This is a genomic window from Spirochaeta dissipatitropha (assembly GCF_054657935.1).
Genome location: NZ_BAAHXT010000005.1, coordinates 276072 through 301386, shown reverse-complemented (window position 1 = coordinate 301386; position 25315 = coordinate 276072). Strand labels below are relative to the sequence as shown.

Annotated in this window: 26 protein-coding genes; 16 read left to right on the top strand and 10 right to left on the bottom strand. The window is 48.5% G+C overall.

The window, feature by feature from the left end; genetic code table 11:
- Positions 1 to 3 precede the first annotated feature (3 nt).
- Together ACYQ2L_RS08285 and ligA are read left to right on the top strand one after the other, a co-directional pair.
- A complete protein-coding gene (locus tag ACYQ2L_RS08285) occupies positions 4 to 1740 on the top strand; it encodes an SPOR domain-containing protein (RefSeq protein ID WP_460053774.1) in 1737 nt (578 codons plus the stop codon).
- 23 nt (positions 1741 to 1763) lie between these two features.
- On the top strand, positions 1764 to 3839 hold the full coding sequence (ligA, locus tag ACYQ2L_RS08280; RefSeq protein WP_460053773.1) for an NAD-dependent DNA ligase LigA: 2076 nt from the start codon (positions 1764 to 1766) through the stop codon (positions 3837 to 3839).
- Positions 3840 to 3877: 38 nt separating this feature from the next.
- Here ligA and fabZ read toward each other — a convergent pair whose 3' ends face one another.
- Positions 3878 to 4303 carry a 3-hydroxyacyl-ACP dehydratase FabZ gene (fabZ, locus tag ACYQ2L_RS08275; RefSeq protein ID WP_460053771.1) on the bottom strand — a complete coding sequence of 142 codons (426 nt, stop codon included), beginning with the start codon at positions 4301 to 4303 and terminating at the stop codon, positions 3878 to 3880.
- A 116-nt stretch (positions 4304 to 4419) separates the two neighbouring features.
- Here fabZ and accB point away from each other — a divergent pair, with 116 nt between their 5' ends.
- The 8 genes from accB to rsmA all read left to right on the top strand — a co-directional run bounded on the left by accB (position 4420) and on the right by rsmA (position 12766).
- Entirely contained in the window at positions 4420 to 4920 is a 501-nt protein-coding gene (accB, locus tag ACYQ2L_RS08270) for an acetyl-CoA carboxylase biotin carboxyl carrier protein (RefSeq protein WP_460053770.1), read from the top strand.
- Positions 4917 to 6236, top strand: a complete 1320-nt coding sequence (locus ACYQ2L_RS08265; RefSeq protein ID WP_460053769.1) for an acetyl-CoA carboxylase biotin carboxylase subunit — start codon at positions 4917 to 4919, stop codon at positions 6234 to 6236. The genes accB and ACYQ2L_RS08265 overlap by 4 nt, the downstream gene beginning before the upstream one ends.
- Positions 6233 to 7111 carry an acetyl-CoA carboxylase, carboxyltransferase subunit beta gene (gene accD, locus ACYQ2L_RS08260; protein ID WP_487247722.1) on the top strand — a complete coding sequence of 293 codons (879 nt, stop codon included), beginning with the start codon at positions 6233 to 6235 and terminating at the stop codon, positions 7109 to 7111. The genes ACYQ2L_RS08265 and accD overlap by 4 nt, the downstream gene beginning before the upstream one ends.
- Positions 7108 to 8085, top strand: a complete 978-nt coding sequence (locus tag ACYQ2L_RS08255) for an acetyl-CoA carboxylase carboxyltransferase subunit alpha (protein ID WP_460053768.1) — start codon at positions 7108 to 7110, stop codon at positions 8083 to 8085. The genes accD and ACYQ2L_RS08255 overlap by 4 nt, the downstream gene beginning before the upstream one ends.
- A gap of 111 nt (positions 8086 to 8196) precedes the next feature.
- Entirely contained in the window at positions 8197 to 9228 is a 1032-nt protein-coding gene (locus ACYQ2L_RS08250) for a flagellar brake protein (RefSeq protein WP_460053766.1), read from the top strand.
- A gap of 69 nt (positions 9229 to 9297) precedes the next feature.
- On the top strand, positions 9298 to 10479 hold the full coding sequence (locus ACYQ2L_RS08245) for a hypothetical protein (protein WP_460053765.1): 1182 nt from the start codon (positions 9298 to 9300) through the stop codon (positions 10477 to 10479).
- Positions 10480 to 10481: 2 nt separating this feature from the next.
- Positions 10482 to 11912, top strand: a complete 1431-nt coding sequence (locus tag ACYQ2L_RS08240; protein ID WP_460053764.1) for a ComEC/Rec2 family competence protein — start codon at positions 10482 to 10484, stop codon at positions 11910 to 11912.
- Positions 11894 to 12766: a 16S rRNA (adenine(1518)-N(6)/adenine(1519)-N(6))-dimethyltransferase RsmA gene (gene rsmA / locus ACYQ2L_RS08235; protein ID WP_460053763.1), complete on the top strand. Its 873-nt coding sequence runs from the start codon at positions 11894 to 11896 to the stop codon at positions 12764 to 12766. Before ACYQ2L_RS08240 ends, rsmA begins: the two co-directional genes overlap by 19 nt.
- Here rsmA and dapA read toward each other — a convergent pair.
- The 3 genes from dapA to pta are packed head-to-tail and all read right to left on the bottom strand — an operon-like array spanning position 12717 to position 15457.
- The gene (gene dapA / locus ACYQ2L_RS08230; RefSeq protein WP_460053762.1) at positions 12717 to 13619 is read right to left on the bottom strand and encodes a 4-hydroxy-tetrahydrodipicolinate synthase; all 903 of its coding nucleotides are present in this window, start codon (positions 13617 to 13619) and stop codon (positions 12717 to 12719) included. The two genes, rsmA and dapA, sit on opposite strands and share 50 nt — an antisense overlap.
- Positions 13620 to 13655: 36 nt before the next feature.
- Positions 13656 to 14417, bottom strand: coding sequence for a 4-hydroxy-tetrahydrodipicolinate reductase (gene dapB, locus ACYQ2L_RS08225; RefSeq protein ID WP_460053761.1), 762 nt, complete (start codon positions 14415 to 14417; stop codon positions 13656 to 13658).
- Between the two features lie 35 nt (positions 14418 to 14452).
- Positions 14453 to 15457 (bottom strand): phosphate acetyltransferase, encoded by a 1005-nt coding sequence (gene pta, locus ACYQ2L_RS08220; protein ID WP_460053760.1) that lies wholly within the window; start codon positions 15455 to 15457, stop codon positions 14453 to 14455.
- Positions 15458 to 15540: 83 nt separating this feature from the next.
- Here pta and ACYQ2L_RS08215 point away from each other — a divergent pair, with 83 nt between their 5' ends.
- The 4 genes from ACYQ2L_RS08215 (at position 15541) to ACYQ2L_RS08200 (ending at position 18718) form a co-directional block, all read left to right on the top strand.
- Positions 15541 to 16278, top strand: coding sequence for a prephenate dehydrogenase/arogenate dehydrogenase family protein (locus ACYQ2L_RS08215; protein WP_460053759.1), 738 nt, complete (start codon positions 15541 to 15543; stop codon positions 16276 to 16278).
- A 56-nt stretch (positions 16279 to 16334) separates the two neighbouring features.
- The gene (locus tag ACYQ2L_RS08210) at positions 16335 to 16712 is read left to right on the top strand and encodes a bactofilin family protein (RefSeq protein ID WP_460053758.1); all 378 of its coding nucleotides are present in this window, start codon (positions 16335 to 16337) and stop codon (positions 16710 to 16712) included.
- A 4-nt stretch (positions 16713 to 16716) separates the two neighbouring features.
- Entirely contained in the window at positions 16717 to 17394 is a 678-nt protein-coding gene (locus ACYQ2L_RS08205) for a tetratricopeptide repeat protein (RefSeq protein WP_460053757.1), read from the top strand.
- 100 nt (positions 17395 to 17494) lie between these two features.
- Positions 17495 to 18718, top strand: coding sequence for a hypothetical protein (locus tag ACYQ2L_RS08200; RefSeq protein WP_460053756.1), 1224 nt, complete (start codon positions 17495 to 17497; stop codon positions 18716 to 18718).
- Between the two features lie 33 nt (positions 18719 to 18751).
- Here the strand turns inward: ACYQ2L_RS08200 and ACYQ2L_RS08195 are convergent, their stop codons facing one another.
- Complete coding sequence (locus ACYQ2L_RS08195; RefSeq protein WP_460053754.1) at positions 18752 to 19129, bottom strand: hypothetical protein; 378 nt, start codon at positions 19127 to 19129, stop codon at positions 18752 to 18754.
- The gene (locus tag ACYQ2L_RS08190) at positions 19119 to 19970 is read right to left on the bottom strand and encodes a patatin-like phospholipase family protein (RefSeq protein WP_460053753.1); all 852 of its coding nucleotides are present in this window, start codon (positions 19968 to 19970) and stop codon (positions 19119 to 19121) included. The genes ACYQ2L_RS08195 and ACYQ2L_RS08190 overlap by 11 nt, the downstream gene beginning before the upstream one ends.
- A gap of 130 nt (positions 19971 to 20100) precedes the next feature.
- On the opposite strand from ACYQ2L_RS08190, the gene ACYQ2L_RS08185 reads away from it, so the two are divergent.
- Positions 20101 to 20334, top strand: coding sequence for a heavy-metal-associated domain-containing protein (locus ACYQ2L_RS08185; RefSeq protein ID WP_460053751.1), 234 nt, complete (start codon positions 20101 to 20103; stop codon positions 20332 to 20334).
- Positions 20334 to 20609 carry a metal-sensitive transcriptional regulator gene (locus ACYQ2L_RS08180; RefSeq protein WP_460053749.1) on the top strand — a complete coding sequence of 92 codons (276 nt, stop codon included), beginning with the start codon at positions 20334 to 20336 and terminating at the stop codon, positions 20607 to 20609. Before ACYQ2L_RS08185 ends, ACYQ2L_RS08180 begins: the two co-directional genes overlap by 1 nt.
- Positions 20610 to 20631: 22 nt before the next feature.
- Here ACYQ2L_RS08180 and ACYQ2L_RS08175 read toward each other — a convergent pair whose 3' ends face one another.
- From ACYQ2L_RS08175 to ACYQ2L_RS08160, 4 genes are all read right to left on the bottom strand, one after another.
- Positions 20632 to 21543 (bottom strand): hypothetical protein, encoded by a 912-nt coding sequence (locus ACYQ2L_RS08175; protein WP_460053747.1) that lies wholly within the window; start codon positions 21541 to 21543, stop codon positions 20632 to 20634.
- The gene (locus ACYQ2L_RS08170; RefSeq protein ID WP_460053745.1) at positions 21530 to 22549 is read right to left on the bottom strand and encodes a nitrilase-related carbon-nitrogen hydrolase; all 1020 of its coding nucleotides are present in this window, start codon (positions 22547 to 22549) and stop codon (positions 21530 to 21532) included. The genes ACYQ2L_RS08175 and ACYQ2L_RS08170 overlap by 14 nt, the downstream gene beginning before the upstream one ends.
- Positions 22550 to 22602: 53 nt before the next feature.
- Positions 22603 to 24258: a uridine kinase family protein gene (locus ACYQ2L_RS08165; RefSeq protein ID WP_460053744.1), complete on the bottom strand. Its 1656-nt coding sequence runs from the start codon at positions 24256 to 24258 to the stop codon at positions 22603 to 22605.
- A 122-nt stretch (positions 24259 to 24380) separates the two neighbouring features.
- Positions 24381 to 25175 carry a hypothetical protein gene (locus ACYQ2L_RS08160; RefSeq protein WP_460053743.1) on the bottom strand — a complete coding sequence of 265 codons (795 nt, stop codon included), beginning with the start codon at positions 25173 to 25175 and terminating at the stop codon, positions 24381 to 24383.
- Between the last annotated feature and the right edge of the window lie 140 nt (positions 25176 to 25315).

Here is a 25315-nt window from a genome sequence, read left to right as displayed (position 1 = left end):
AAAATGAAACGCAGTTTAGTCATTGGATGCATGCTACTCATCGCAGCATATGGAATATATGCAGAAGGATTTCTGGAAGGAACTGCTATTGTCGGTGATGCAGCATTGTACCCAACTCAGGGTTCTTTTGTGTCTACAAATGCCTTTCCTCCAAACAGCATAATAGAACTCAGGGATTTATCGAGTGGAAGAACAGCAAGAGCGATTGTTATCGGACGTCTCGATCTTCCCGGAATTTTTATCAGAATGTCACCTCAAACAGCAGCTAGTCTCGATGCAGTTCCGGGTGATATGCTTAGACTCCGTGCCCTTCCGGTAACAATGCCGGGAATGACGGATTCCAGCCCCTTGCGGGATCTGCCTGCACATCCTGATCCGGATATTAATCCGACAGCACGTTTTGGTGATCCAAATGCCGGACGTTTTCTGGTGAGCCCGCGGATATCGGAGCCCGAACCTGAACCTCTGGAAGAACCGGAGCTCAGGACCGAGCCTGAAGTGAAACCGGAACCGAAGCCGGAGCCGAAGTCTGAACCGAAGCCGGAGCCGGAGCCGGAGCCGGAAGCGGCCATGCCTGTGGAGCCAGTCGAACAACCAGTCGCAACACTGCCTCAAATAAGACAGCCCGAGGATACAGTCGATACGGTTGTCAGGCTTGATGAGCCTTCCTTGCGACCCGGTCCGGAACTCGACTGGATGAGGCCTCAGCCTGTGCATGATGAACGGCGTTTTCTGCTTGAAGATGCTCCTTTGCCTGCAGTGGAATCATCGGACATATCCAGAGAAGACAGTCTTGTCCGCGAAGTACCCGATGAAGATATGAACGGAACCAACGGGATTATTTATCGACCATCCTCTGCTTACAGACGGAGGTTTGATCCAGATGAGAGACCTTCTGTCGTCAGTCGTCTGGAAGCTGCTGAGAGAGCGAATGACTTCGGTATCCTTCCCGGCGCGGTGCCTCCGGAGGCTTCAGTGCCTGACTCTGCATTTCTGAGATTGAGACCGGAAGAGTGGTCAGGTGTGCTTGACCTTCCTCTTGCGAGATTGCGTGAGGACAGTATTGAGTATATCGCTGATCGTCTTCCTCCACCGGAAGTTCCTTCCCGTAGTCCTGTAAAAGCTGATCTGCATCTGGCTGAGCTGGCACCGCGTGACAGGGTAGAGGCAGAACCAAGGCTTGTGCTGCAGCCTGTAGCCGCCGACCTTGATGAGTTCCAGCTGGAAGAACCCCGAATAGCAGATCTGTCAGCAGTTCCGGAAGGTGAACCGGAAACCAGTAGTCCACAGCCAGCTCCGAACGGAACCAGGAGTTTCGTATTTGAACCAGCCGAACCGAGAGCGCCGGCTGCGTCTCCGGAAGTGAAGGATGTTCTGGACGTCCCGGAAACCCCTGAGGTTCCTGAAGTTCCTGAGGTCTTGATGACGATGGAGCCTGAGCCCCCTGCAGAAGAGCCTGTGGTCAGCAGAATTACTGATGCGGATCTGCCCCTGGTGGACTCACTTGATGCTCAGCAGTATTATGTGCAGATTGGTGCCTACGGAACTCCGGCGGGTGCGAAGGCTGCAGTTGACGGCCTTGGTCCTCATTACCCGCGAGTCGTTACTCAGGCAGGAACTGCCAGCAGTCCTGTGCTCAGGGTATTTGTCGGACCATTAAATGAAGATGAAAAAGGCGGGGCATTGCTGTGGCTCAGGTCAAAGGGGTATGTTGATGCCTTTGTCCGTATGGCTAGATAGTCTCCTCGTCCGGGAGCGGCTATATGCAGGATATCATCCGGGAAATAGATGAACTGGTAAAATCGATTAATGAGTACGACCGCGCCTACTATCAGCAGGGGCGGTCTCTTGTTTCCGATCTTGAGTATGACAGGCTCTTTGACCGCCTTCGCAGTCTCGAAATGCAGCATCCGGAGCTACAGAGGCCTGATTCTCCTTCACAACGTGTAGGTTCAGATCTCAGCAACGAGCTGCCTGAAGTAGAGCACAGCCTTCCTGTTCTGAGTCTGGACAAGGTCTATTCAGCCGCTGACTTGCAGTCCTGGTATGTACGGATTGCTTCCAGGTTCAGGGACCAGCCAGCTGACTTGATCTGCGAGGAAAAAATGGATGGTGTGTCTATTGTTCTGTACTATGAAGGCGGAGTTCTTCAGCGGGCTCTGACCAGGGGGAACGGCAGAATCGGAAATGATGTGAGTCATAATATCCGGACTATCCGTTCTATACCTCTAAGAATCACTGACACTGCTTCACTTGCTGTCAGGGGCGAAGTATATATTCAGAAAGATGATTTCGAGCAGCTGAATCGCAGCCTCGAAACCCCCTTTGCCAATCCCCGTAACCTGGCTGCCGGAACCATACGCAGGGTGAAGAGCAGTGGTGCTGCCAGGGTTCCCTTGCGTTTTTTTGCGTATGAAATTTTCGGGCTGGAGAATGTGCGCAGTCATCATGAGGCCTTGATAAAAATGCATGAAATGGGTTTCCCGGTGAATGATCGTTGTGTTTGGGTACATCAGAATGCTGCCGGGAAAACATTACTCACAGAGCGGTTCTCAGCATTGTTTCCGGGATCGATGGTTGGCTCTGAAGATATGTTGTCCAGCTATATTGCCCGGGAGATTGATCAGCGCCAGCAGCTGCCGTATGAAATTGACGGTCTGGTTGCTAAAATAGATGCAATCGGTCAGCGTGAGGAGCTCGGTTATACCGGCCATCATCCCCGCTGGGCTGTTGCCTTGAAGTTTGACGCTCCACAGGGGATTTCACGGGTGCTCGGGATTGATGTCCAGGTGGGCAGAACAGGAAGGATCACCCCGGTCGCACGAATAGAAGCGGTGGAAATTGGTGGATCAACTGTTCAGAATGTCACCTTGCATAATCAGGAATATATAACAGGTCTTGAGCTTAACGTCGGCGATACCGTCGCTGTTTCCAAGAGAGGGGATGTGATTCCGGCTGTAGAGCAGGTTCTTGAAAAATCAGGGGATGGACATCCAGTATGGGAATTTCCTGATACCTGTCCTTCATGCGGCTCTATTCTGGAACTTCGAGGGGCACATCATTTCTGTCCTGATACCGCAAATTGCCCCGAACAACAGCGCGGAAGACTACGCTTTTTCACCAGCCGGGGGCAAATGGATATCGATGGGCTAGGAAGCGAGACACTGGATACACTGATTCGGCTGGGATTTGTGCGCGACATTTCAGACTTGTATGTAGTAGATTATAATCAACTACAGAATGAACCCGGCTTTGGTGATAAAAAAATCAGCCAGCTCAAGGATAGCATCAGGCGCAGCCTTGAAGCTCCATATCGACAGGTTCTGCCAAGCCTCGGAATACCGGAAATCGGTCCGAAGTTGACACAGATTCTCTGCGATGCGGGATATCACAGTATCGATGATCTTTACAGAATAGCTGATGAAAACAGATCAGCAGAATTATCGCAGATCCATGGTATTGGAGAGCGTACAGCGAAGACTGTCGTAGAGCAGCTTAAGGACTCTTCACTCAGGCTGCTGATACAGCGTTTACGTGACGCTGGTCTGCAGTTCAGCGAGGATCCTCAGACTGAGACTGCTGATGCTCAAGGTCCTTTTGAGGGTCAGGTCTGGTGTGTAACCGGAAGTTTCGAGAACTTCAATCCACGGTCCATGGCGGTTCGGGAAATCGAGCAGCGCGGTGGTACTGTAACCGGATCGGTTTCCGGAAAAACTACTCATCTGCTGGCCGGCAGTGGTGCCGGCAGCAAATATGACAAGGCAGTTTCTCTCGGTGTGGTGATTCTGGATGAGCAGGAATTCCTTGGGTTACTCGATGAATCAGAAACATCTGAGTGATTGATGCCTGAGACGCTTTACGCGCTCAGGCACCTGTTTCAGGTTCCGGGTACATCACCTATCAAACACATCCATGAAGCTTCAGCTGCGATTTCGTCACCGACATATGCAATGCCCTTCTGTTTGATCATGGCTCCTCTGACCCGCTCGTTTTCTACAACTATACGTACTTCCTCATTGGGGCGTACCTGCCGCCGGAATTTCGCTTTTTCTATTGTGGCCAGAAAAAAGAGTTTGTCGCCAAGTAATCCAAGCTGATTCACCCCGGCCCCGCCTACCTGAGCCATTGTTTCTACGAGTACAACTCCGGGTACAACTGGATATCCGGGAAAATGTCCTGTGAAAAAGGGTTCCTTTTCAGTGAAGGTTCGATAACCTATAATAGTCTTTTCATTGGCTTCTTCCAGTCTGTCTACGAAGAGGAAGGGATCTCTGTGTGGCAGTAATTCTTGTGGTTTTTTCATGATTTCAGTATAGAGTAGAGTGGGGGGGCAGGGCAAGCATTTTGTCGGCCTGCGACCGACAAGTTGACAGTCAGGCCTGAAAGTGATAGCGTTAGATATATTTGTAAGGAGGGGAGATGAATACCCAGGATGTTTTTGCATTAATTGAGCGGTTTGATGAAAGCTCATTAACCGAAATGAAGTTACGTGATGGTGATTTCCGCATTCATTTGAAGAAAGCAGGTTCGGAACCAACAGTGATTTACCAGTCTCATCCAGGTCATCATGTAATTCCGCAGACAGCTGCCCAGGCACCTGTTTCTGCTCCTGTTCAGTCAGCATCCGAAAGTGCTTCATCTGCAGGAAATCAGGGAGCTCCGGCGGCTACAGCAGCGGATACCGAACAGGTTACTTCCCCGATAGTCGGAACATTTTATCGATCACCTGCTCCCGATTCACCCCCGCATGTTGAAGAGGGTTCAGTAGTAAAGGCTGGAGCCGGTCTCTGCATTATTGAAGCAATGAAGGTAATGAACGAACTGGAAGCTGATTTTGATATGGAAATTGTGAGTGTCCTGGTCGAAAATGGTGCTATGGTAGAGTTCGGTACTCCACTCTTCGAGGTGCGCCGAACATGATACGATCAATTCTGATTGCCAACCGGGGAGAGATCGCGGTACGCGTTGTCAGGGCATGCCGCGAAATGAGTATCCGTTCGGTGATGGTGTACTCAGAAGCTGACCGCGACAGCCTGGCTGTCAGGTTGGCAGATGACGCTGTATGTATCGGTCCAGCGCCCGCTTCTCAAAGCTATCTGCTTCCGAAAAATCTGATTTCTGCTGCCGTTCTCAAGGGTTGTGACGCAATTCATCCCGGAGTTGGATTCCTCTCGGAAAGCCCTTCTTTTGCCAAGGCAGTTGAGGACGCAGGCTTGATTTTTATCGGACCGCCAGCTGCTACAATCGCGATGCTCGGTGACAAGGTCGAGGCAAAGCGTTCCGCTATCGAGGCCGGGGTGCCGGTTATTCCGGGGTCTGATGGTCCTATATCCGGTTCAGCTGCTGCCCGAAAGATGGCAGCCGACATGGGGTATCCTGTTATCATCAAGGCTGCTTCAGGCGGCGGTGGTAAAGGAATGCGTATTGTCAGATCGGAGTCCGAGCTGGAGTCCGCAATCACGATTGCTTCCAATGAGGCTGAAAAGGCTTTTTCTGACGGCACAGTGTATATGGAAAAGTATCTGGAGAATCCACGGCATGTGGAGGTTCAGATACTTGCTGATTCCTTCGGCAATGTTGTTCATCTTGGTGAGCGGGATTGCTCGGTTCAGTTCAAGCATCAGAAACTCGTTGAGGAAAGCCCTTCTACAGCTGTCAATGATGAAATGCGGGCGCAAATGGGGCTTGATACCGTCAAACTCTTCAAGAGTCTGGATTATGTAGGCGCAGGGACTATTGAGTTTCTGCTGTTTGAGGGCAAGCATTACTTCATGGAGGTGAATGCCCGTGTCCAGGTAGAGCATCCGGTAACCGAACTTGTGACTGGAATAGATATTATCCGTGAACAGATAAAGGTCTGTGCCGGTGAAAAACTTTCTTTTACACAGAAAGATGTCAAGGTTGAAGGTTATGCAGTTGAGTGCCGGATCAATGCCCGCACACCAGGAAAGATTACTGAATATCTACCTCCAGGCGGGTACGGTGTCAGAATTGACAGCTTCCTGTATCCGGGATACACGGTTTCCCCATTCTATGACTCTCTGGTTGCTAAAGTGCTTACCTACGGAAGAACCAGAAATGAAGGACTTGACCGAATGAATCGTGTTCTTGATGAACTTGTACTTGAAGGAATCACGACTAACCGTGAGGAACAGAAAAAAATAATTAATGATCCGGTTTTCCGCTCCGGAAATTTTGGAACGGGATTCCTCGATCAAATGGCTGAGGAGGAATGATGGGCATTGGAACCATACTCAAGAAGGTAATGCCGAAAGAACGCAGCAAGCGTTCGAAAATCATTGCCAGTCTGGACGATCGCAGTTTTTTCAGAGCTAAGCATCAATGTCCATCATGCTCCGAGCATATCGAGGAAAATGAACTCGCTGCTCACCTGTATGTCTGCCCGCACTGCGGCTATCACTTTCGCATATCAGGTCCGGAACGCATAAAGATGCTGCTTGACTCAAATAGCTTTGTAGAAATCGCGCGGGAAGTTCTATCGGGTAATCCGATTCACTTTCCCGGGTACGAAGATAAATTGCTGACAGCCGAGGATAAATCACGGGTTGATGAGGCTGTTACAGTCGGATATGGAACTATACAGCAGCGTCCCGTTGCTATTGCTGCTATGAGTTTTCATTTTATGGGCGGCAGTATGGGATCGGTGGTCGGAGAACGTATTGCAAGATGCCTGGATACTGCTATTGAAAAAAAGCTCCCTGCAATAATCTGTACCGCGAGTGGAGGAGCCCGGATGCAGGAGGGAATTTTCTCTCTGATGCAGATGGCAAAAACAAGCCATCTGCTCGCACTGATGGCCAGGGAACGTCTCCCGGTATTCCTGGTGTTGACGGATCCTACTACTGGGGGGGTTACTGCATCATTTGCCATGCTGGGGGACGTTATTATAGCAGAACCGCAGGCGCTGATTGGTTTCGCAGGTCCACGGGTCATAGAAGGAACGATCAAGCAGAAGCTTCCTGACGGATTTCAGCGGGCAGAATTTCTGGTTGAAAAGGGGTTTGTGGATGCAGTAGTGCCCCGTAAATCCCTGCGGGAGACATTGATTTTTCTGATCGACACACATCAAAAGGGGAGAGGTAGATCATGAAAGACCGCGAACTTCACAGAAAACTGGCGGAACTCAAAGAGATCGCTGCCAGAGAAAATATAGACATTCGCGCTGACCTCTCGAAGATCACAGACAAGATCAGCGGTCGCGGCGAGGAATCAGAAGTTATTGATGCATGGAAAAGGGTTACTTTAGCGCGTCATCCGAACAGACCCACAGCTATGCACTATATCAAACACATAAGCGATCAGTATATCGAGCTCCATGGTGATAGGGCCTTCGGTGACGATCCAGCAATGATCGGCGGCATTTGTACTATTGCCGGCCAGCCTTTCACCTTTCTGGGACATCAGAAAGGTGCCAACATGAAGGAGAACCTCCTTCGGAACTACGGTATGGCTCATCCAGAGGGATATCGTAAGGCCTTACGGCTGGCAAAGCAGGCAGAAAGATTTCAACGGCCGATATTGTGCCTGATTGATACCCCAGGTGCATATCCTGGTCTTGCTGCCGAGGAGCGCGGTATAGGCGAAGCAATTGCCCGAAATCTTCGTGAACTGTCGATTCTCGAGGTCCCGATAATCTGTGTTATTATCGGTGAAGGGGGATCCGGAGGAGCTCTGGGTATCGGTATTGGTGATCATATTGTCATGCTCGAGAATTCTGTGTACAGCGTCATTTCACCTGAAGGTTGTGCTTCGATACTGCTCCGTGACAGCAAGCGTTCGCAGGAAGCTGCTGCATTGCTGAAAATGACCAGTTATGATCTCAAAAGCTTTGGCATTATTGATTCGATCATTCCCGAGCCTATGGGAGGTGCACATGCTGACCCCGTATATATGGCAGACCGCTTGAAGGATGAAGTACTGCGTGTGCTTCAGAACCTGCAGGCTAAAAGAGTAGATCAGCTGTTGCGGGAGCGTTCAAAACGCTTGATGGGACTAGGTGTTTATCGGGAAGTCGCCAACCAGAAAAAGACCACTTTGTTTTCCAGATTGTTCAAGAATGATTAACATGAGCCGTTTACAGGCCGGTTTTCGGGTTCTGAAACGGCTTTTTGTAGCCAAAACCTTGTTTAACCATTAGACTATACCTGTTGATTCAGCAAATAAAGGTGGAGTTGCATGGTATGGATAGTTCTCGGGGGAGCCCTGCTGTTAACCGTGGGGGTTCTGGCAGTGCTTGCCGGGGGAAAAAGAGGGTTCCCCTGGGTACAGTTTTTTGTAAAAGGGAAAGAATCCGGTTTTTCACTGAAAGAGGTGAACCTTCTTCGGAAGGTAGCCCAACAGAATAAACTAAAAAATCCAAGTTCACTTTTTTGGTCCGAGCGGGCTCTTGACCGTTGTATACGAGGAACTATTACAAGATTCAGAGCGTCCGGAACTGAAGGTAGCAAGGATAATATAGATTTCCTGCAGGAGCTGTTCGGTTTCAGAAAGCGTGTTGAATTCAATCTTCCCAAATATCGTCTCGGTATCACCAGCAGCCGCAACATCAGTGCCGGACAGGTAATGAAAATCACTTTCGCCGGCGGTGGTGCGTATGTGACCACGGTAGTAGAAAACATCCGTCGCTATCTTGCGGTAACCTACCCAAAAGGAAAAGCGCTCCCACCTGGATTCAGCTGGAAGGGTCAGAATATCAGGATTTATTTCTGGCGGCCCGAGGATGCCGGGTATTATTTTGAATCCAAGGTTGTGGGAGATTTTCTGGACAGAAAATTCCCGATTCTACATATTGCTCATTCAGATTCTCTGGTTCGTGCACAAAAGCGTGGATCTGTACGCCGTGAGGTCACCCGACCTGTTACTTTGCTGCCGCTTACCAATATCCGGAATGCCAATGAAAAATGGGAGGAGACCGGTGGATACCGCGGCCGCACTATTGATATTTCCGAGGATGGAATCGCCGTCATGGTTGGAGGAAAAGCCAAGGCAGGAATGCCTATAAAACTGCAGCTTGAACTCGCTGGCCATCGTGTTGTTATGTGCGGTACGGTACGCGGTGTTTCCTATAAACAGAAAAACAATGTCTCCATTCTGCACATTCAGTCAGTACCGTTATCAGCACAGATGAAGAATACTGTGCTCACGTATGTATATGGAATCTTCGAGGAAGAAAACCAGGATAAAAAGACGAAGAAAAAAAGTGTTTGACATCTTTTTTTCTCTGAGTTAAAGCAATACAATGTACTTGTGTAGTAAACGTAAATGGAGGCGATTCTAATGAAACGCATTTTAACAATTTTGTTGGTAGTATTTTTTACCGGAAGCATATTCGCCCAGAACCAGGTCAGTCTTAGTGATAGCTATATACGTGACTTCCGTAATTCCGAAGGTGGAGTACGGTTTCAGATACTGGAGAGTTCTCTTGAGTATGAGCCACAGGAATTAACCCGTTTTTACCTGGATGTTCTCGATTTTATTCTCGGGAATGCAGGAGACAGGATTAATGATAACAGCAGCAGGAATCTCTACAATCTTGCGGTAGACCGTCTGGCTGCAGCCGGTACCAATGAGCCAGCGCTGCGGGTATGGGATCTCTTCACACTTGACAGGGACAGCAGTCAGAGAATAAGACTGCTTGAATCTATGACCGTCTTCGGTGTGGATGCTCCCCGGCTCCACACACGTTTGGCTGACTGGATAAAAACCCAGAACACGCTGCTGCGCAGCGGTGTGCAGATAGACCGGCAAGTCCTTGGGCAGGCTGTAATGACAGCTGCCTCACTTCAGAATACAGTGTTCTTTGAGGCCTTTCTGCACACGGTAATCAGCAGTCATCCTTTAACTATTGATCAGCCTGCGCGTGAAGGGATTCTTGCCTTCGGCGACCGGCAGGTGGAACTGCTGAAAACGGTTATTCCACGCGAGGAGGTCAGTCTGCAGATCGAGATGCTTGCATATGTTAGCCGTCGTGATGATCTTGATCCAGATCTCAAAGCAGAGATCGCACAGGCAGTACTGCGCACTGCAGTGGATCGTCACCATGCACCAGCTACCGATGTAATGATGAATCGCAGGCTTAGATCTGACGCCACGGGGATAATCGCAGCAGCAGGGTATTCTCCGGCTAGCAGGGAAATAATCGAACACTTTAATATATCCCTCTCTGATTATGATAACCGGCGGATTACAATCGCTGATTTGCTGGATTCCATAAATGCGATGGGAGCAATTGGTACACAGGATGCTGCGGTGCGTCTAAGTCGGTATCTCGATAATCTGAACACCAGTACCCAGAATGACAGACCGGTCAGCACACAGATAATGCTGGCTGTTGTAAATAACCTCGGACGCCTTGGATTCGAGGAAGCTTATAATGCATTGTTTTACGCAACTATGCTTAATTATCCAGCACGAGTAAAGACTGCTCTGAACGAGGCTATCAGCCAGGTTCAGCAGTAGGCATGTCCGGACACCGTCTGCCTTATCCTGTCCTGGCTGCTGCCTGGGCTGCCGGCGGTGTCTATTTACTACCTCAAATTCCCTGGTATCTTGTTCTGGTAATTGCTGCCTGCGGTGTTACGCTGTCTGTATTGAGCCATCGGAGCGCTATAGCTGTTCTCGCCTGTTGTGTCGGAATCTGGGCTGGACAGGTGGCAGAGATCAGCAGTCTGCAACAGTACACATCTTTATCGATCGACAATGTAACTGAAATACGCGGAAGGGTTCTAACTGATTCCCGTCAGGCACAGTCAGGAAATTACTGGTTCCGGATTCATGTGACTGAAGTCCTGGATTCGCAGGGTCAGGGTGGGAAGGCTGACCTCAGAATTGCAGTCCTCGGCAGCTTTGATCCCCTGGTCAACTATGGGCAGAGAATCAGTCTGAAGGGAAATTTTTCTGATGAGAGCTGGTTCAGGCTGACAGAAATCTCAGACAGAACACAGGGGAATATCCTGAATGATGCCCGTTCCGGGCTTCGCCGCAGATTTCGTCAGGAATTACGCTTGATCAGTACAGCCAGCGCAGGGCTTGCCGAGGCCTTGTTGATGGGTAGCACTGACAGCATTGATCCGGAAATGCACGCCTTGTTCCGGAGTAACGGCTTGTTGCATGTCCTGGCACTTTCCGGTATGCATCTGGGGATTCTCATAGCTGCACCCTGTATGATTCTGAGAAAACTGTTCGGACTTAAAACTGCTGTGATTCTGGGTAACATCTGCATGCTTATGCTGCTCTATTTTATAGGTCTGCGTTCCTCATTACTGCGGGCCGGATTATTTTTCGCTATCAGTTCAATCTGGCTGCTCAATGGGCGTAAGCCCCAGGCATTGGTTATACTTTCTCAATGCTTTCTTCTTCTCCTTCTGATGTTTCCGGGGCTTCTGCATGAAATCGGATTCCAGCTTTCTTTCTCAGCTGTGGCTGGTATTCTGGTAATTGCCCCTCCTGTTCTTTCATATATGAACAGTTTTTTTCCCCGTACAGGCAGGTTATTCTACGGTCCCATAGCTGCGGGATTTGCTGCATCTGCCGCAGGTCTTCCGATTGCTGCCGCTGCCTGGGGTGTCTGGTATCCGGCAGGAATACTGCTGACACTTCTTGTTGTACCTGCAGTCAGCCTGTTGATGTACAGCTGTATAATTCTGGTGATAGCGTATACGGGTCTGCTGCCCGCATTTCTTGTAGTTTTCCTTGAGCAGCTGATCTACTATACAAGTAATCTTCTGCGTTTCATGCTTCAGATGAGCTCCGGCATGTTCGAGGTTCGTCTTGAAGGGAGCTCTGGTCATATTCTTGTGTTTTCGGTATTGTTGCTATGCGCAATACTGACAATTCGCTGGTATCAGCAGCGGCGCCGACTATGTGAGGAATCATGCATTACAGTGAACTGAATTATAACTCTTCCCGGGATATTCGAAGCTTTCTTGAGCAGAATTCAATCAGACTGCAGAAACGCTTTGGACAGAATTTTCTGGTCGATCCTCATGTGCGACAGGCCATAGTTGATCAGTGCCTGAGCCGAGGCGGAAAGACAATCTGGGAGATAGGTCCGGGCATAGGATCTCTGACACAGGAGCTTATTCGGCATACTGACAGAATTACTGTGTTTGAGATTGATTATGGCATTATCAAGCTGATTGAGGAGTTATTTGCCGGTGAAAATCTTAATATTGTAAGTGGTGATTGTGTTGAATCTCTACCTGTGTATATTCAGGATCATTCATTGCCGGATGTTATTGTAGGAAATCTGCCGTATAATGCAGCCGGAGCAATCCTGATGAGCATTCTTGAAGGGGGATTTCTACCTGACACATTGATAACGATGGTTCAGCGTGAATCAGCTTTACGAATGGTGGCCGCTCCTGGAAGCAAGGATTATTCCGCATACAGTGTAGCCTGTCAGGCAAGATCCGAAATCCGTATCTGCTTTGATGTAGCTCCTGAATCATTTTTCCCCCGCCCTGAAGTAGTTTCCTCGCTCGTCAAGCTGTCACCCTTGAGTAAAAATCATGATTTGCCACCCTGGTTTTCTGTCCTTGTCCGCAGTGCTTTTTCCTCGCGCAGAAAAACCCTCAGGAATAATATGAAAGGAATACAGCTGTATCCCGGAGTAAGCGGAGAAATGGTTCTGGATGCCTGCTCTGATCTCGGTATTTCACCCGGGATCAGAGCAGAAAAAATCAGTGTAGAAGAGTTTATTGCCCTTGCCAGTTCGCTGTCTCCACAGGAGCAGCTGTCAGAATAGCATTCATTTTCTCATGCAGTTCTTCGGATAGAGGGGACATAGGGAGGCGCAGAATATTGTGATCAATCAGTCCTCTTTTTGCGAGGGCGTATTTAATCGGAATCGGATTCGTTTCCATGAACATGGCCTTGAAGAGTGGTAGGAGCTGATAGTGCAGGCTTCTCGCTGTCTCATGCTGATCCTTGAGTGCTGCCTTTACGAGCTGCTGCATATGCTGAGGTATCAGATTGCTGGCAACCGAGATAACGCCGTCGGAACCCATCTGGATCATCGGCAGTGTCAGATTATCGTCTCCCGCAAGGACTGAAAATCCCCTGGGTTTCTCCTGGATTATATCCATAACCTGGGGCATGGAACCACTTGCCTCTTTAACAGCAGTGATATTACTGTTCTCTGCCATTCTCAAGGTCGTGGCTGCTTCTATATTACAGCCTGTACGGCCGGGTATATTATAGACAATGACCGGAATTCCGGTTTCATCTGCTATGCTGCAGAAATGGCGGTAAAGTCCTTCCTGCGTCGGTCGATTGTAATATGGGGCTACCTGTAGACTTGCCGCTGCCCCAAGTGCAGCTGCATCCTTGGTCATTCTGATAGCCTCGGAGGTGGCATTTGAGCCTGTGCCGGCAATAACCGGAACTCTGCCGTCGGCAAATTTCAGAACAAGCTCGATAAGCTCCACATTCTCCTTGTGGCTTACAGTTGGACTTTCTCCGGTGGTTCCTACTGGAACGAGTCCGTCAACACCATGATCAATCTGGAATTCAACCAGGCGCTGCAGTGAAATGCTATCTATTTTACCGTTGGGGAGAAAGGGTGTTACCAACGCTGTGTATAATCCTCTGAACTGCATATTCTGCCCTCCTTGCTGACAGTGTTCCACGCGATCCTATTGCAGGGCTTCGTGGAAATAATCTTCGAATGAAAAGAAACCTTTCTTTCCGGAAAGCCATTCTGCCGCCAGAACCGCACCTAGCGCGAAACCCCTCCGGCTCCGTGCAGTATGACGGATTTCGATTGTATCTTCTGCTGAATCCGCGAGTATCATGTGTAATCCTGGAATTTCGCCTCCGCGGCTGGCGGTTACATGCAGTTCTTCCGGATGTATTGCTCTTTGCAGGCTTTCACTCTGAACCTTCTGCTTCCTTGTGCTGTTCTGCAGGATTCTGGCAGCTGCACTTAAAGCTGTGCCGCTGGGGCTGTCCTGCTTGTTTCGGTGGTGAAATTCATGCATCAAGATGTCATAATTGGGAAATGGTTCGATAAGCTGGGCCAGGCGTTCAGTCAGGGCGAAGAAAAGATTAGCCCCCACCGAGAAATTGCTTCCATATAACAGACTGCCGCCACCGCTTTCAATCTGCTGTCTGATCTGCTCACGTTCCGAGTCCCAGCCTGTGGTTCCGATTACCGCAGGGACAGTGCTCGTACAATAGCTCTGAATATTTCCGAGTATACCTTCCGGCAGGGAAAAGTCGATGACGGCATCAAGTTCATGCAGCAGTTCTTCCCGGAGTTCAGGATGAAAGCTGGTTTCTTTCGTGTCTGCACTGGCCGCTGGATCAAAGACATGAGGAATCGAATGACCTCGCTCCATGCAGATGCTGTATATCAGTTTTCCCATACGGCCGAAGCCGACAAGTCCTATTTTCATCCTTGTATTCTCCTTGAAATCAGCCTGCCGGGTATTCAGTCCAATGCAGCTGCCTGTGCAAGGGTTATGGCACAGGTATTTACAATATCATCAATCGAACATCCTCGTGAGAGATCGCTGACTGGCCGTGCAAATCCCTGAAGAAGCGGGCCATAGGCATCTGCTCCTGCAAGGCGCTGAACCAGCTTGTAGCCGATGTTGCCGGATGAAAGATCCGGAAAAACCAGTACATTTGCTTTTCCCCCAACACTTGTTCCTGGAGCTTTTTTTCGGGCTACGCTTTCTACAAGTGCTGTGTCGGCCTGCAGTTCACCGTCAACAAGGAGTTCGGGGAATCGGCTTTTTACAAGCTCGGTTGCCTGACGCACCTTGTCAACTTTTTCATGTTCTGCAGATCCCTTGGTGGAGAAGCTGAGCATGGCGACATGCGGTTCAGCATCAAGGTATTCCCGACAGCTGCGGGCTGATGCAGCTGCTATTTCTGCGAGCTGTTCAACGCTTGGATCCGGGATAGTTGCACAATCGGCAAAAATAAGAAGACCATCTGCTCCGAAATCACTGGAATGTGTATCCATTACAAAACAGGAGGAAGCTGAGCCGACACCTGGTGCGGTTTTTATGATAGTAAAGGCAGATCTAAGAACATCACCGGTGGAGTTTTCGGCTCCAGCTACCATGGTATCAGCATCCCGCAGGCGAACCATGAGTGCCGCGTAGTTGAGCGGCTGTGCAGCGCTTTCGCGGGCCTGCTCTTCAGTCATTCCTTTGTGTTTCCTGAGATCGTATAATTCACCGGCATAGCGTGAAAGCTGGTCTGATGCAGCAGGGTCGACGAGGCTGATACCTGAAAGATCTATCTTGTTTTCGGCAGCAACTGCTTCTATGGCAGCTATCTTTCCAAGAAGGGTAACTGATGCAGCCAGTTTGTGATCAATGATTTGCCGTGCTGCTGCAACTGTTCTTGATTCGGTCCCCTCCGGCAGGACCAGACTGCCCTGGAAGGCTTGTGCGCGTGTATGCATCTTCTGTATAAAGTTCATTTTTCTACCTCGCTGTCAGTATAACAGGGACAATCCTCTATTGCTACATTGTCAGCATTGATTCCTTTGTATAGTATTGGCTCATGCGAATTGGAGTTGTCGGTCTTGGTCGTTTCGGCAGATTTTGGGCTGAAATGCTGAAAGAAAAAGCAGAAATAGTATATGCCTGGAACAGGACGCCCGGGAAGATTCCCCCCGGTATTCTGGAGCTCCGTCCGGAAAACTACAGGGATCTTGATTGTATTTTTCTCTGTACAAGCATCAACTCGATTGAAGAAGTAGCGGGAAGCATAGCAGGATATCTTTATCCCGGGACCATTGTTGCTGATACCTGTTCTGTTAAGGTTGAGCCTCTGCGCGCTCTGCAGGGCTGTATTCCGAAAGAGAACCCGATTTTAGGTACGCACCCTATGTTCGGACCTGATTCTGCCCGTAATGGGGTAGCCGGACTTCCAATGGTGTTGACCGCGCAACGTATATCCGATGATCTGTTCAATAAGGTGCACAGCTTTTTTGAGAGTTATGACATGCAGTTATACCGCATGACAGCCGAAGAGCACGATCGAGAAGCAGCCTATACCCAGGGGGTTACCCATTTTATAGGCAGGGTGCTTGCAGATATGGATCTTAAACCTAGTCCGATAGCAACACTCGGTTACAAGAGGCTTTTGCAGGTCATGGAACAGACCTGCAATGACCCCTGGTCTTTGTTCGTCGATTTACAGCAGCAGAACCCGTATACATCGGACATGCGGCGATCTATGCAGGAGTCCTTGAGTACCATGCTCAAGCTGCTTGAGGATACAGGCCCTCATACATAGGCAGGATCCATACATAGGATTGACAGCGCAAGCTTCTTTGGATTACCATTATGCTAATGTCAGATCTACGCGTACGAAATATTGATGAAGATGAAATTGATACAGTGATCGGTGAGGATGTTGTTTTTACCGGTGAGCTGGACTTTGACCGCCTTGTACTCGTCAAAGGTGAATTGAATGGTACAATCCGCTCTGTAAGTGATATATTCCTGGGGCCGGGCGGTAAGGTTGATGCAGATATTCAGGCTGAAATTGTATCCGTCAAAGGACAATTGCTCGGGAATATCAAAGCAAGACGTCGCCTGGAATTATTCTCCACCTGTACTGTCAAAGGAAATATAGAAACCCCGGATATGATCATGCAGAGTGGGGCGCGTTTCAACGGTTCATGCCGGATGGATACGGATTTCACCGCAGCTGATAAGGAAGTCTGATCCTATGATACAGAATCCTGAATTACAAGCAGCTTGTTTCGCCTCCAGAAAGGCAGTTTTTCCTGTGTTACTGCTGTTACTCGGATCAATTCTGCTACTGCCGCTCGCAGCTCAGGTGCAGCCTGGTGATGATGCGCTGGTGGAATACCGCAGAGGTGAATACGGTCGTGCAATCGAGATCACGCTTGCGGAAATTGAACAGGATCCGGCTCGTCTGGACGCTTATGTTGTTCTGGGCTGGAGCCTGCTGGCACAAAATCGATTCGAGGAAGCCAGGAACTGGGCGGAGCCTGCATTGCAGCTTCGCCGCTGGGATCCCCGTGTTCTACATATACTTGGTGAGTCTCATTTCCGTCTTGGAAATTATGAGCAGGCAATTCAATATCTACAGGAATATATTGCAGTAAATCCGTCAGGTGGTTTGCGGGCGCAGATCTATGCCAATCTGGGTGAGAGTCTATATCGCTCCGGCGAGTATCATCATGCTGATATAGCATTAAGTACTGCAGTTACCTATGTGAGCGGCAATGTACAGTGGTGGCTTTTGCTGGCACAGATTCGTGAAGAAGCAGGAAACTACAGTATGGCGGAACAGGCATACCGTAGGGTGCTTGAACTCCGTCCAGCATCTGAAGAGGCTTCAATCGGACTTACCAGATTGGCTGAAAAACGGAATCAATAGGATCTTGTAATCCCATTTGTCTCTTTTTGGTATATACTGGTACAGAGTCGGTGTCACCATTGTCCAGCAGCGGTGTTCTATCTACAGAGGAGCCCGAAGAATGAGACTGCTTTCTCCGTGTAGACGGGGTACATTATACATCTGTCTTTTTATTCTGATTGTGCTGCTGGCAGCAGCAGACCTATCGGCAGAAGAGATACAATACCATCGTGACTTACAGCCGCATAATTCCCGGATAATTGCATCCGGTGGTGTTGCTGGTTTGCAGGGCGGGATACAGTCATTCTTCCATAATCCTGCCGCGTCAGCAGCTGACGGTGGCGGCTGGCATATCATGGAGGCGAGTGCATGGGGGAGCTCTTCAATCAGTATTCCTGCCTTGACAGATAGTGTGCTGAATTTTGATGATCTGCTATCTGCAGTACTGCACCAGCTCCAGGAAAACATTGAAAATACTGACGATGGAGGACAGTCATATTCAGCTGGAATAATGACAGGATTTGGGCGAAGCGGAGCCGGATTGAATCTTGGTTTTTTCATGCAGTTTGCAGCTGATTCCGGAGAGTTCAATCAGATTTCTCCATATTCAGATTCCAGGGGAGCACTGGATGCCCAGATATCTGCACATATAGGCTGGACACAGAGTTTTTCTTTTGAGAACGGAATGCTGGCTGCTGGCTTTCAGGTCAGGCCTATGTTCAGAATTCATACAGAATTCCCTGATGTAATTCCGGAATCCGGAATCGGCAGTCTTCCTACCTTAAGCGGGAGTGCGCTTGCCGTTGATGCAGGTTTGTACGGCAGCTATCATCGTGTACGGCTTGGTCTATCATTGAGGAATTTCATCCCTGTGCCGCTTGATTATACGGTTAACCGGTTCAGCCTTGTCTCGGAACAACTGACTAGACATTTCGGGCTTCCGAGCTCAAGTAATATTCCGGAGAGCAGTATTCCCGGCTTCACAAGCAGCAGTTATCATCTTCCAGCGACTCTTGGTCTGGCAGCAGCTTATTCCCCTGATCTCAGCGGATTTGTTCCATTTATTTCTCCAACTCTCGAGACTGAATTTCGTTTTCCGCTACATGCCTTGAATATCGAATTTCTGGACAATCCTTTTCAGTATGTTCATCTGGGGGCTAATGTTGATTTATATGATGCACTGAGACTCAGTGGCGGAATAAATCAGTCATACTACGGCCTCGGAGCTTCGTTCCGGCTCTGGAAATTTGATTTATCTGCGGCTGCCCGTATTCCAGGTACCTGGGATGCTCCGGTAGAAAGAGGGCCGTTCCTGGGTTCTTTTGATTTTGGATTCAGACTTTAAGGTTTTCCGCCTCTAAACTGCTTATAATCCGGCTCAGGCATCTACCGTTGAAAACCGTTCCAGAGTTGAGACTACAAGTTCCTGCAGTTCCGGCTCCAGCTGTTGGGCTGCTCCCCGAAATGCAGAGATAGTGGGCTCAGCTTCGAAAAAGCCATCTGCTATAAGCATCGGGCTCTGTTTTGGATTGTACGGTGTCTCACCATCATCAATTTTGTGGTGCTGAAAGCTGTTCGGTTCTATAAAGGTCACCGCTCTTTCATCATGCTGCTTGTCGTAGCACAACTGAAATCCCGTGATTTTCCGTTCGAACTTGTCTGAATACCAGACAATAAGATCAAAGTCCTCGTCTCTGAACCAGCGCCTGAATCCTTCTTCTGGAATCTGGCGTACCGAAGATAGTTCAAGTAGCATATTCAGCCTCCACATCCTGACTTACGATCTCCACACCACGTTGACGGCCGGCAAAATAATGCTTTTCCAGCTGCTGTGGGTCTTTTGTCAATCGTTCTATACAGAAATTATCATTAGGACAGATTTCCTGAATAGTAATGCCATCAGGAGGATTCCTGATAAGCTGCAGTGTCTTGTTGTATTTTTCAGATCTCTTGATAATTGTCTGAACAAGTTCCGGATATTTTCGCAGCCAGACCCTGCTCATTACATGTTTTTTTCGAGTATTCATCCGATAGGCAGCGGGCCGCGAACGCAATACCATAATATCTGTCGCGCCCTCATCAATGGCATGCTGAACAGGAATGGGGTCTCCAATCCCGCCGTCGATATATTGTCGGCCCTGAATCTCTACGAAGTTTCTGTAGAGAATTGGTACCGCGCTTGATGCCTTCAGCAGCTCTGCTATGTCATCGGCTTCGGGTTGAAAATAGACGATATTACCAGTTTTGACATCTGTTAATCCGATGTGATATCTCGAGGGGTGACGCACGAGCGCCCTGGTGTTAATCGGCAGTTCACGAATAGTAATTTCCCACAGCCAGTCCAGATCAAGAAGGTGGCCACCTCTGAGGAATCTGCTCTTACTGATGAATTCCGGACGCATTGAATAGTCTGTATAGATTTTGTAGTTACGTTGATACATTTCCGAGATGTAGCCAGAGAGATTGTTGGCTCCCGCTGAAACCCCCACGCATAGTTGAAACGGACGATAATTCAACTGCAGAAAGCTGTCGAGGATGCCGCATGAATAAATACCCCGCATCGCTCCGCCCTCAACTACCAGTGCTTTTTTTACCATAGACACAGTCTATATCATACAGAAATAATCTGCCAGAGTATTTTCAATGAAATTCTTTTATACCCCAGGGGGGTATTTGACAAAATCAGATAAAGGATATAGTATCGATTATTATCAAGGAGGCATGAATATGGCTTTGTTTTCACCCAGAAAAGAGTCTGTATATAAGGTAAGCAATATGAACTGCGGGCATTGCGCTGCTAAAATACAGGACAGACTATCAGCTTTGAAAGGCATCAAGAAGGTTCATGCTGATGTGGCCGCTGGCAGTATTGCTATTCAATCGACAGGTAAGCTCGTCATAGATGAACTGAATGTAGCACTTGAAGATACTGATTACAGGATACTTGAGGAGCAGACCTGATGAATGTGGATTTAAAAACCACACTGCAAACCAGGCTCAAGCGAGCAGGCGGTCAGATTCAGGGAATCCAGAAGATGCTTGATGATGATCGCTATTGCATGGATATTATGGCGCAGACAAGAGCTGTTATTTCTGCAATGCGCAAGATCGAGCAGGAAATACTTCGGAATCACATGCAGACATGCGTAACCGAAGCTTTTGAACATGGAGATGATTCTGACCGTGAACAGAAGATAGCAGAGGTGATCCGCGCCCTGGATAGTCTGGGAGCATGAGTATCTACCTCAGAGCTGCAGCTCAGAGCTGCAGCCGTCGTATTTCTGCTGCCAGATCAAAACTGGCCAGTACCTCGTCCCTTTGAACTGCGACGCTTTCTACATTGCAGCCGAAGGGTATGTTTTTTTCCCGGCAGAAATCCTGGATTTCAAGGAATATAGTTCTGCACTGCTGCATGGAATAATGCAGAATATCCCGATTGTGCCGTAATTCATTCTGCATCCATCGGGGAACCTCAATACCGAGCCATTTAATGAAATCCAGTGTTTTTTCCGACCCACAGGGGGTAAGGGTCATAATAATGGTCTGCATCTCCTGTTCAAGCTTCTGGCAGCTGTGGTAGTAGTCAGATAGAACATCCTTGAATAGATCCACATTGAAAACACATTGACTGATGAAAAAGCTGCAGCCTGACTCGGTTTTACCGAGAATTCTTTGATGTTCATTGTGCTCGGTTTTATGCCTTTCAGGTATAGTTACCCCTCCCAGAAGCAGACGGTCAGAATGTTTTGTGAATATACCATAGGCTTCACGCAGACTTGTTTTGGCTGGATAATCAGGTGAAGGGGCGCCAACAAAGACAATCATAGCCCTGTCCATGGATGATAGAATGCTGTCCAGTTCTTCCGGACTGTATTTTCCGACACATAAGTATACTATTCTTGGGATATCCAGGTCCTTAAGATCTTCGTCTGCATACAGATATGATGGAACTGTTTCAAGGAAGGGGAACGGTCGTTTCTTGTCTGTTCTGCTGTCTTCATCCTGAATGTCATAGACTACCAGGCCGTCAAGTGAAACGTTTTTTATGCGCTTCATCCTGCGTTCTGTAATTTCCCGGTTTTTTTCTGCTGAATTGTTAAGTTTTGGTGGTGTCAGTCCATACAGAAGCATGCCGCCTTTCCGGTCCTGTAATGCATCATAAAGTTTCATCGTAAGTGCTCCTTATTCCGTCCAGAGACAGAATCAGTATATCAGAATCATAGTAGTTTTCTGCCATTTCGAGAATAACTGCGCTCTCCGGCAGTGATGTGCTGATTGAGGACTTCCCCTCCCAGAACAGATCGAGAAACTCACCGGTCAGGCTTGAAGTTGCACCGAAGGAAGTTCCACTTCCTTCCAGGCGTTCCGGCATCAGTTCCGTAAAATCCTCACGTCCCTGCGTCCACTCTGTGCCTTCCGCCCGTAGATCAATCCAGAGGTCACGTTCGGCATGTATATATTCCCAGACAGGGAAGAATGTGTCACGGCAGATAGTGATGCCGATGTCATAATCCTCAACAGTGACCCCTTCAATTTCCGATAAATATCCATGGTCAAGTCCGATCAGTAACTCTTCGAAAGGAGTTAGGTAGACCTTGTCCTGTTCATGGACTGTATTGCCTTCAGGTCCGTACAGCAGGGATCGATTTGTCAGACGAAATCCATCAGGTGATCTATAGTTTTTTTCAGCCGCGAAATACGTTCCTGCGAGTATATAAACATTGTGTGCAAGGGCAAGCTGCCCGTAGAGATCGTCCATAAGACTTCGAACCATATGACTCTCGCGGATGAACAGTTCCCGTAATGACTGGGGATTGTCGGGTCTGGCGAATACTCTGGCAGCTGCTTCAGAAAGACTGTCTGACTGCCTGACGCTGTCATGGTAAGGCTTTGTGGCAAGAAATACATTCAGATATTCCGGCAGAACAATCAGCGTAGCTCCTTCCTCTGCCGCCTGTTCAACGAAGCTGCTGATGTACTTCGAGAAATCAGCTGAAGATCCGAATAAATCCTGATGGATCTGCATCTGAATGACGGCCAGAACGAATTCGTCCTGGCTTGAGTCGGCCTCAATGCCGAACGCAGACGAGACGGCCGGGCTTGCCAGAATGGCTGCCAGAACAATCAGTTTCTGCAAGAAGTTGAAAAAGCATGAGGTAGAACATGGCTGAAACATGGGCGGAGTATATCGCCCAACTCAGGAAAATTGCAAGGGTGCAGGTTTTGAGATCAGTAGCTGAACCCGGAACCACCGATGAATTCCCTGAGCACAGAGAGCTTCGGAACCTTGTCAGGCAGAATGGGATGAAAATTCTCCAGAAAATCGATTAAAATAGCTGCAGTTGAATACTCCGCAGAATCCGGTGAAACTGTGTTCAATAATGGTAATGCATAATTTCTCAGCACGGACAACTCATAATCCAGTGCGCTATTAAAGAATGTGTCGGCGGTTTCCTGGAAGGGGAAAATATTATGATCTTCACCTCTGCGGACGGATGGCCATCGCTGAAGAGTCACCTGGGCAGAATAACCCCTGAATTGTGAGTCCCTTACCATTCTTCTGATCAGTCGGTTGTCTGTGGTGGAGATTCTGTTGTGACTGTCAATATTGAGCTGGGTCAGAGCAGAAATATATATCCTGAACGTCTGATTTCTAGGTATCTGGGGAACCAGATCAGGGTTCAGACCGTGGATTCCTTCCATGATAATGATATCATTCGGTTCAAGCTTCAGTGGAATACCTTCAGGTTTCCGGTTTCCGATCTTGAAGTCAAAGACAGGTATCGCGATTTCTTCTCCTGCAGCCAGGGCAAGCAGGTGCTTGTTCAGCAGTTCAATATCCAATGCGCCAAGGGCTTCGAAGTTATATTCACCATTTTCATCCTTCGGCGTCAGCTCTCTCGGGACAAAGTAGTTATCCAGCCCGATGATTCTTGGCCTGAACCCGACCACTTCGAGATGGATTGCCAGCTTCTTGGAGAATGTTGTCTTTCCTGCAGAGGAAGGGCCGGCGATCAAAACTGTTTTGACATCTTTTCTGCGTTCAGCTATACGGTCGGCAATTCCACTCAGTTTTTTGTCATGTAATGCCTCTGCTACTGCAATAAAGTGAGCGATTTCCTTTGTTCCGGCAAGCTTGTTGAGATAGGGCAGATTGGGAACCCCGAGAATCCGTCCCCATTGATTATATTCATCGAAAACACTGAAGAGCAGGGGCTTTTCATTGAGTTCTTTCAGCTGTAGAGGGAGTCCTTTTGGAGGGAACTGCAGAATAAATCCATGTTTATGGGGGACTATATTCCAGGTGGTCAGCATGCCGGTGCGGCTGACCAGGGGAAAGTGATCAAGATCATAGAATCCGTCACAGAGATGACAGTTCGCTTTCCGGCTGTTGCGCTGTTGCAGAAGCAGATGGGTTTCTTCACGACCCGGGCTGTCGAAAACATCAAGGGCTTCCTGGAAGGAAAGAATGCGTGGTTGTATGGGGAGGTCGGCATTCACCAGTTTCTGCATTTCGGTTTTCAGCCTGTTAAGGTCTGTATCGGATAGGGATGAACGTTCCGGCGGATAGAAAAAATAACCGTCTCCCATAGAATGACTGATTCTTGGAGCGGAGGCTTCAAAGATTCTATGAGCAGCAATATTCAACAGAAAGCAGAGTGATTTTCGGTAGATTCTGTGACCCATGGAGGAATCCAGTGTTACAGGAGACAGACTGCCACTGGTGCTTATTCCGGAATTGAGTCCCTTCAGGAAGTTATTGTGCAGGGCTCCTATAACCGGAAGATCAGGATTGATTCCGAATGCTTCCAGTGCTTTGTGAACCGAGGTGTACTGATCGAAAATTTTTGTCTGATCACCATATTGAATCTGTAGTTCTATCATGACTAACAGTATAATGAGCTGGTCAAGAAATTACCATTCAAGTCCATTCAAGTATGGTCAGGAAAAGGGCTGACTGCAGGATTTTGCCGTCAGCCCTTCAATGTTATGTAGTCAGTTGTGTATCAGAGTTCGGTCAGGCGAAAATAGTCAAACCTGGTAGACAGCTTGTTGGTTCTGAGCGAAACATAATCACCGCGCAAGGCAGCGGGTTCAGGGACCGTAAACGTGATTGCGCCATTCAATCCGGGTATTCTGATGGATATTCTTCCATTTGCTGGATTGACTTCGAGATTCAGTACTGCACCATTAGTAAGTGTCTCGGCAATATCGAGTGCCTGTAGATTCAATCCGGCATCCTGGAGCATTGCTTCCAGGTTGATGCTGGCGTATTCTCCGTGCGCATATTTCGACATAACCGGGTCTTGTCTGATTCGTGGATCACTGACAAGAGTCATCTGTGAATTGCCGTGGCTGCGGTATATCTGTGCTCTTATTCCGAAATGCTCAGGTGCGTTTCTTCTTGTTTCCGGCCGTGTGTCCAGGTTGATCCAGAGTAGATAACTGTCACCATTTCCCCACGATCTTTTTCCGGTGGCAGGTTCTGCGACACCGAGATGTATTCCAAAACCGCCATGATAAATACCATTACGGAGGTCTTCATTACTGGCATAGCCACCGCCAATATATTGAACGGGCAGCTCGATACGGTAATTACCACGGGTATTTACCTTGCGGTCGATTCTGGCCATACTCTCCTGAGTGCTGTTCTGCACCAGATGGCCGTTCTGAATAGACCACTGTCCAGCTGCAGGTGTCCAGCCGCTCATTGTATTGAAGTTATCATTCAATGATTGGGCCGATACGGTGACTGCGGCAAAAATGCCTGCAAGTGCTGCCAAAAAAATCTTTCTCCTCATGACGTGTTCTCCTCTCGGTTTTATTTCCGGTAGTTCTGCATTCAGCAGACTCGGTTATACATGAAACCACATTATTGGAAAAACGTTTCAAAAAAGACGTTTTTTCCTCTTATCTGTCTGCTTTTCTTGTTTACAGCTCC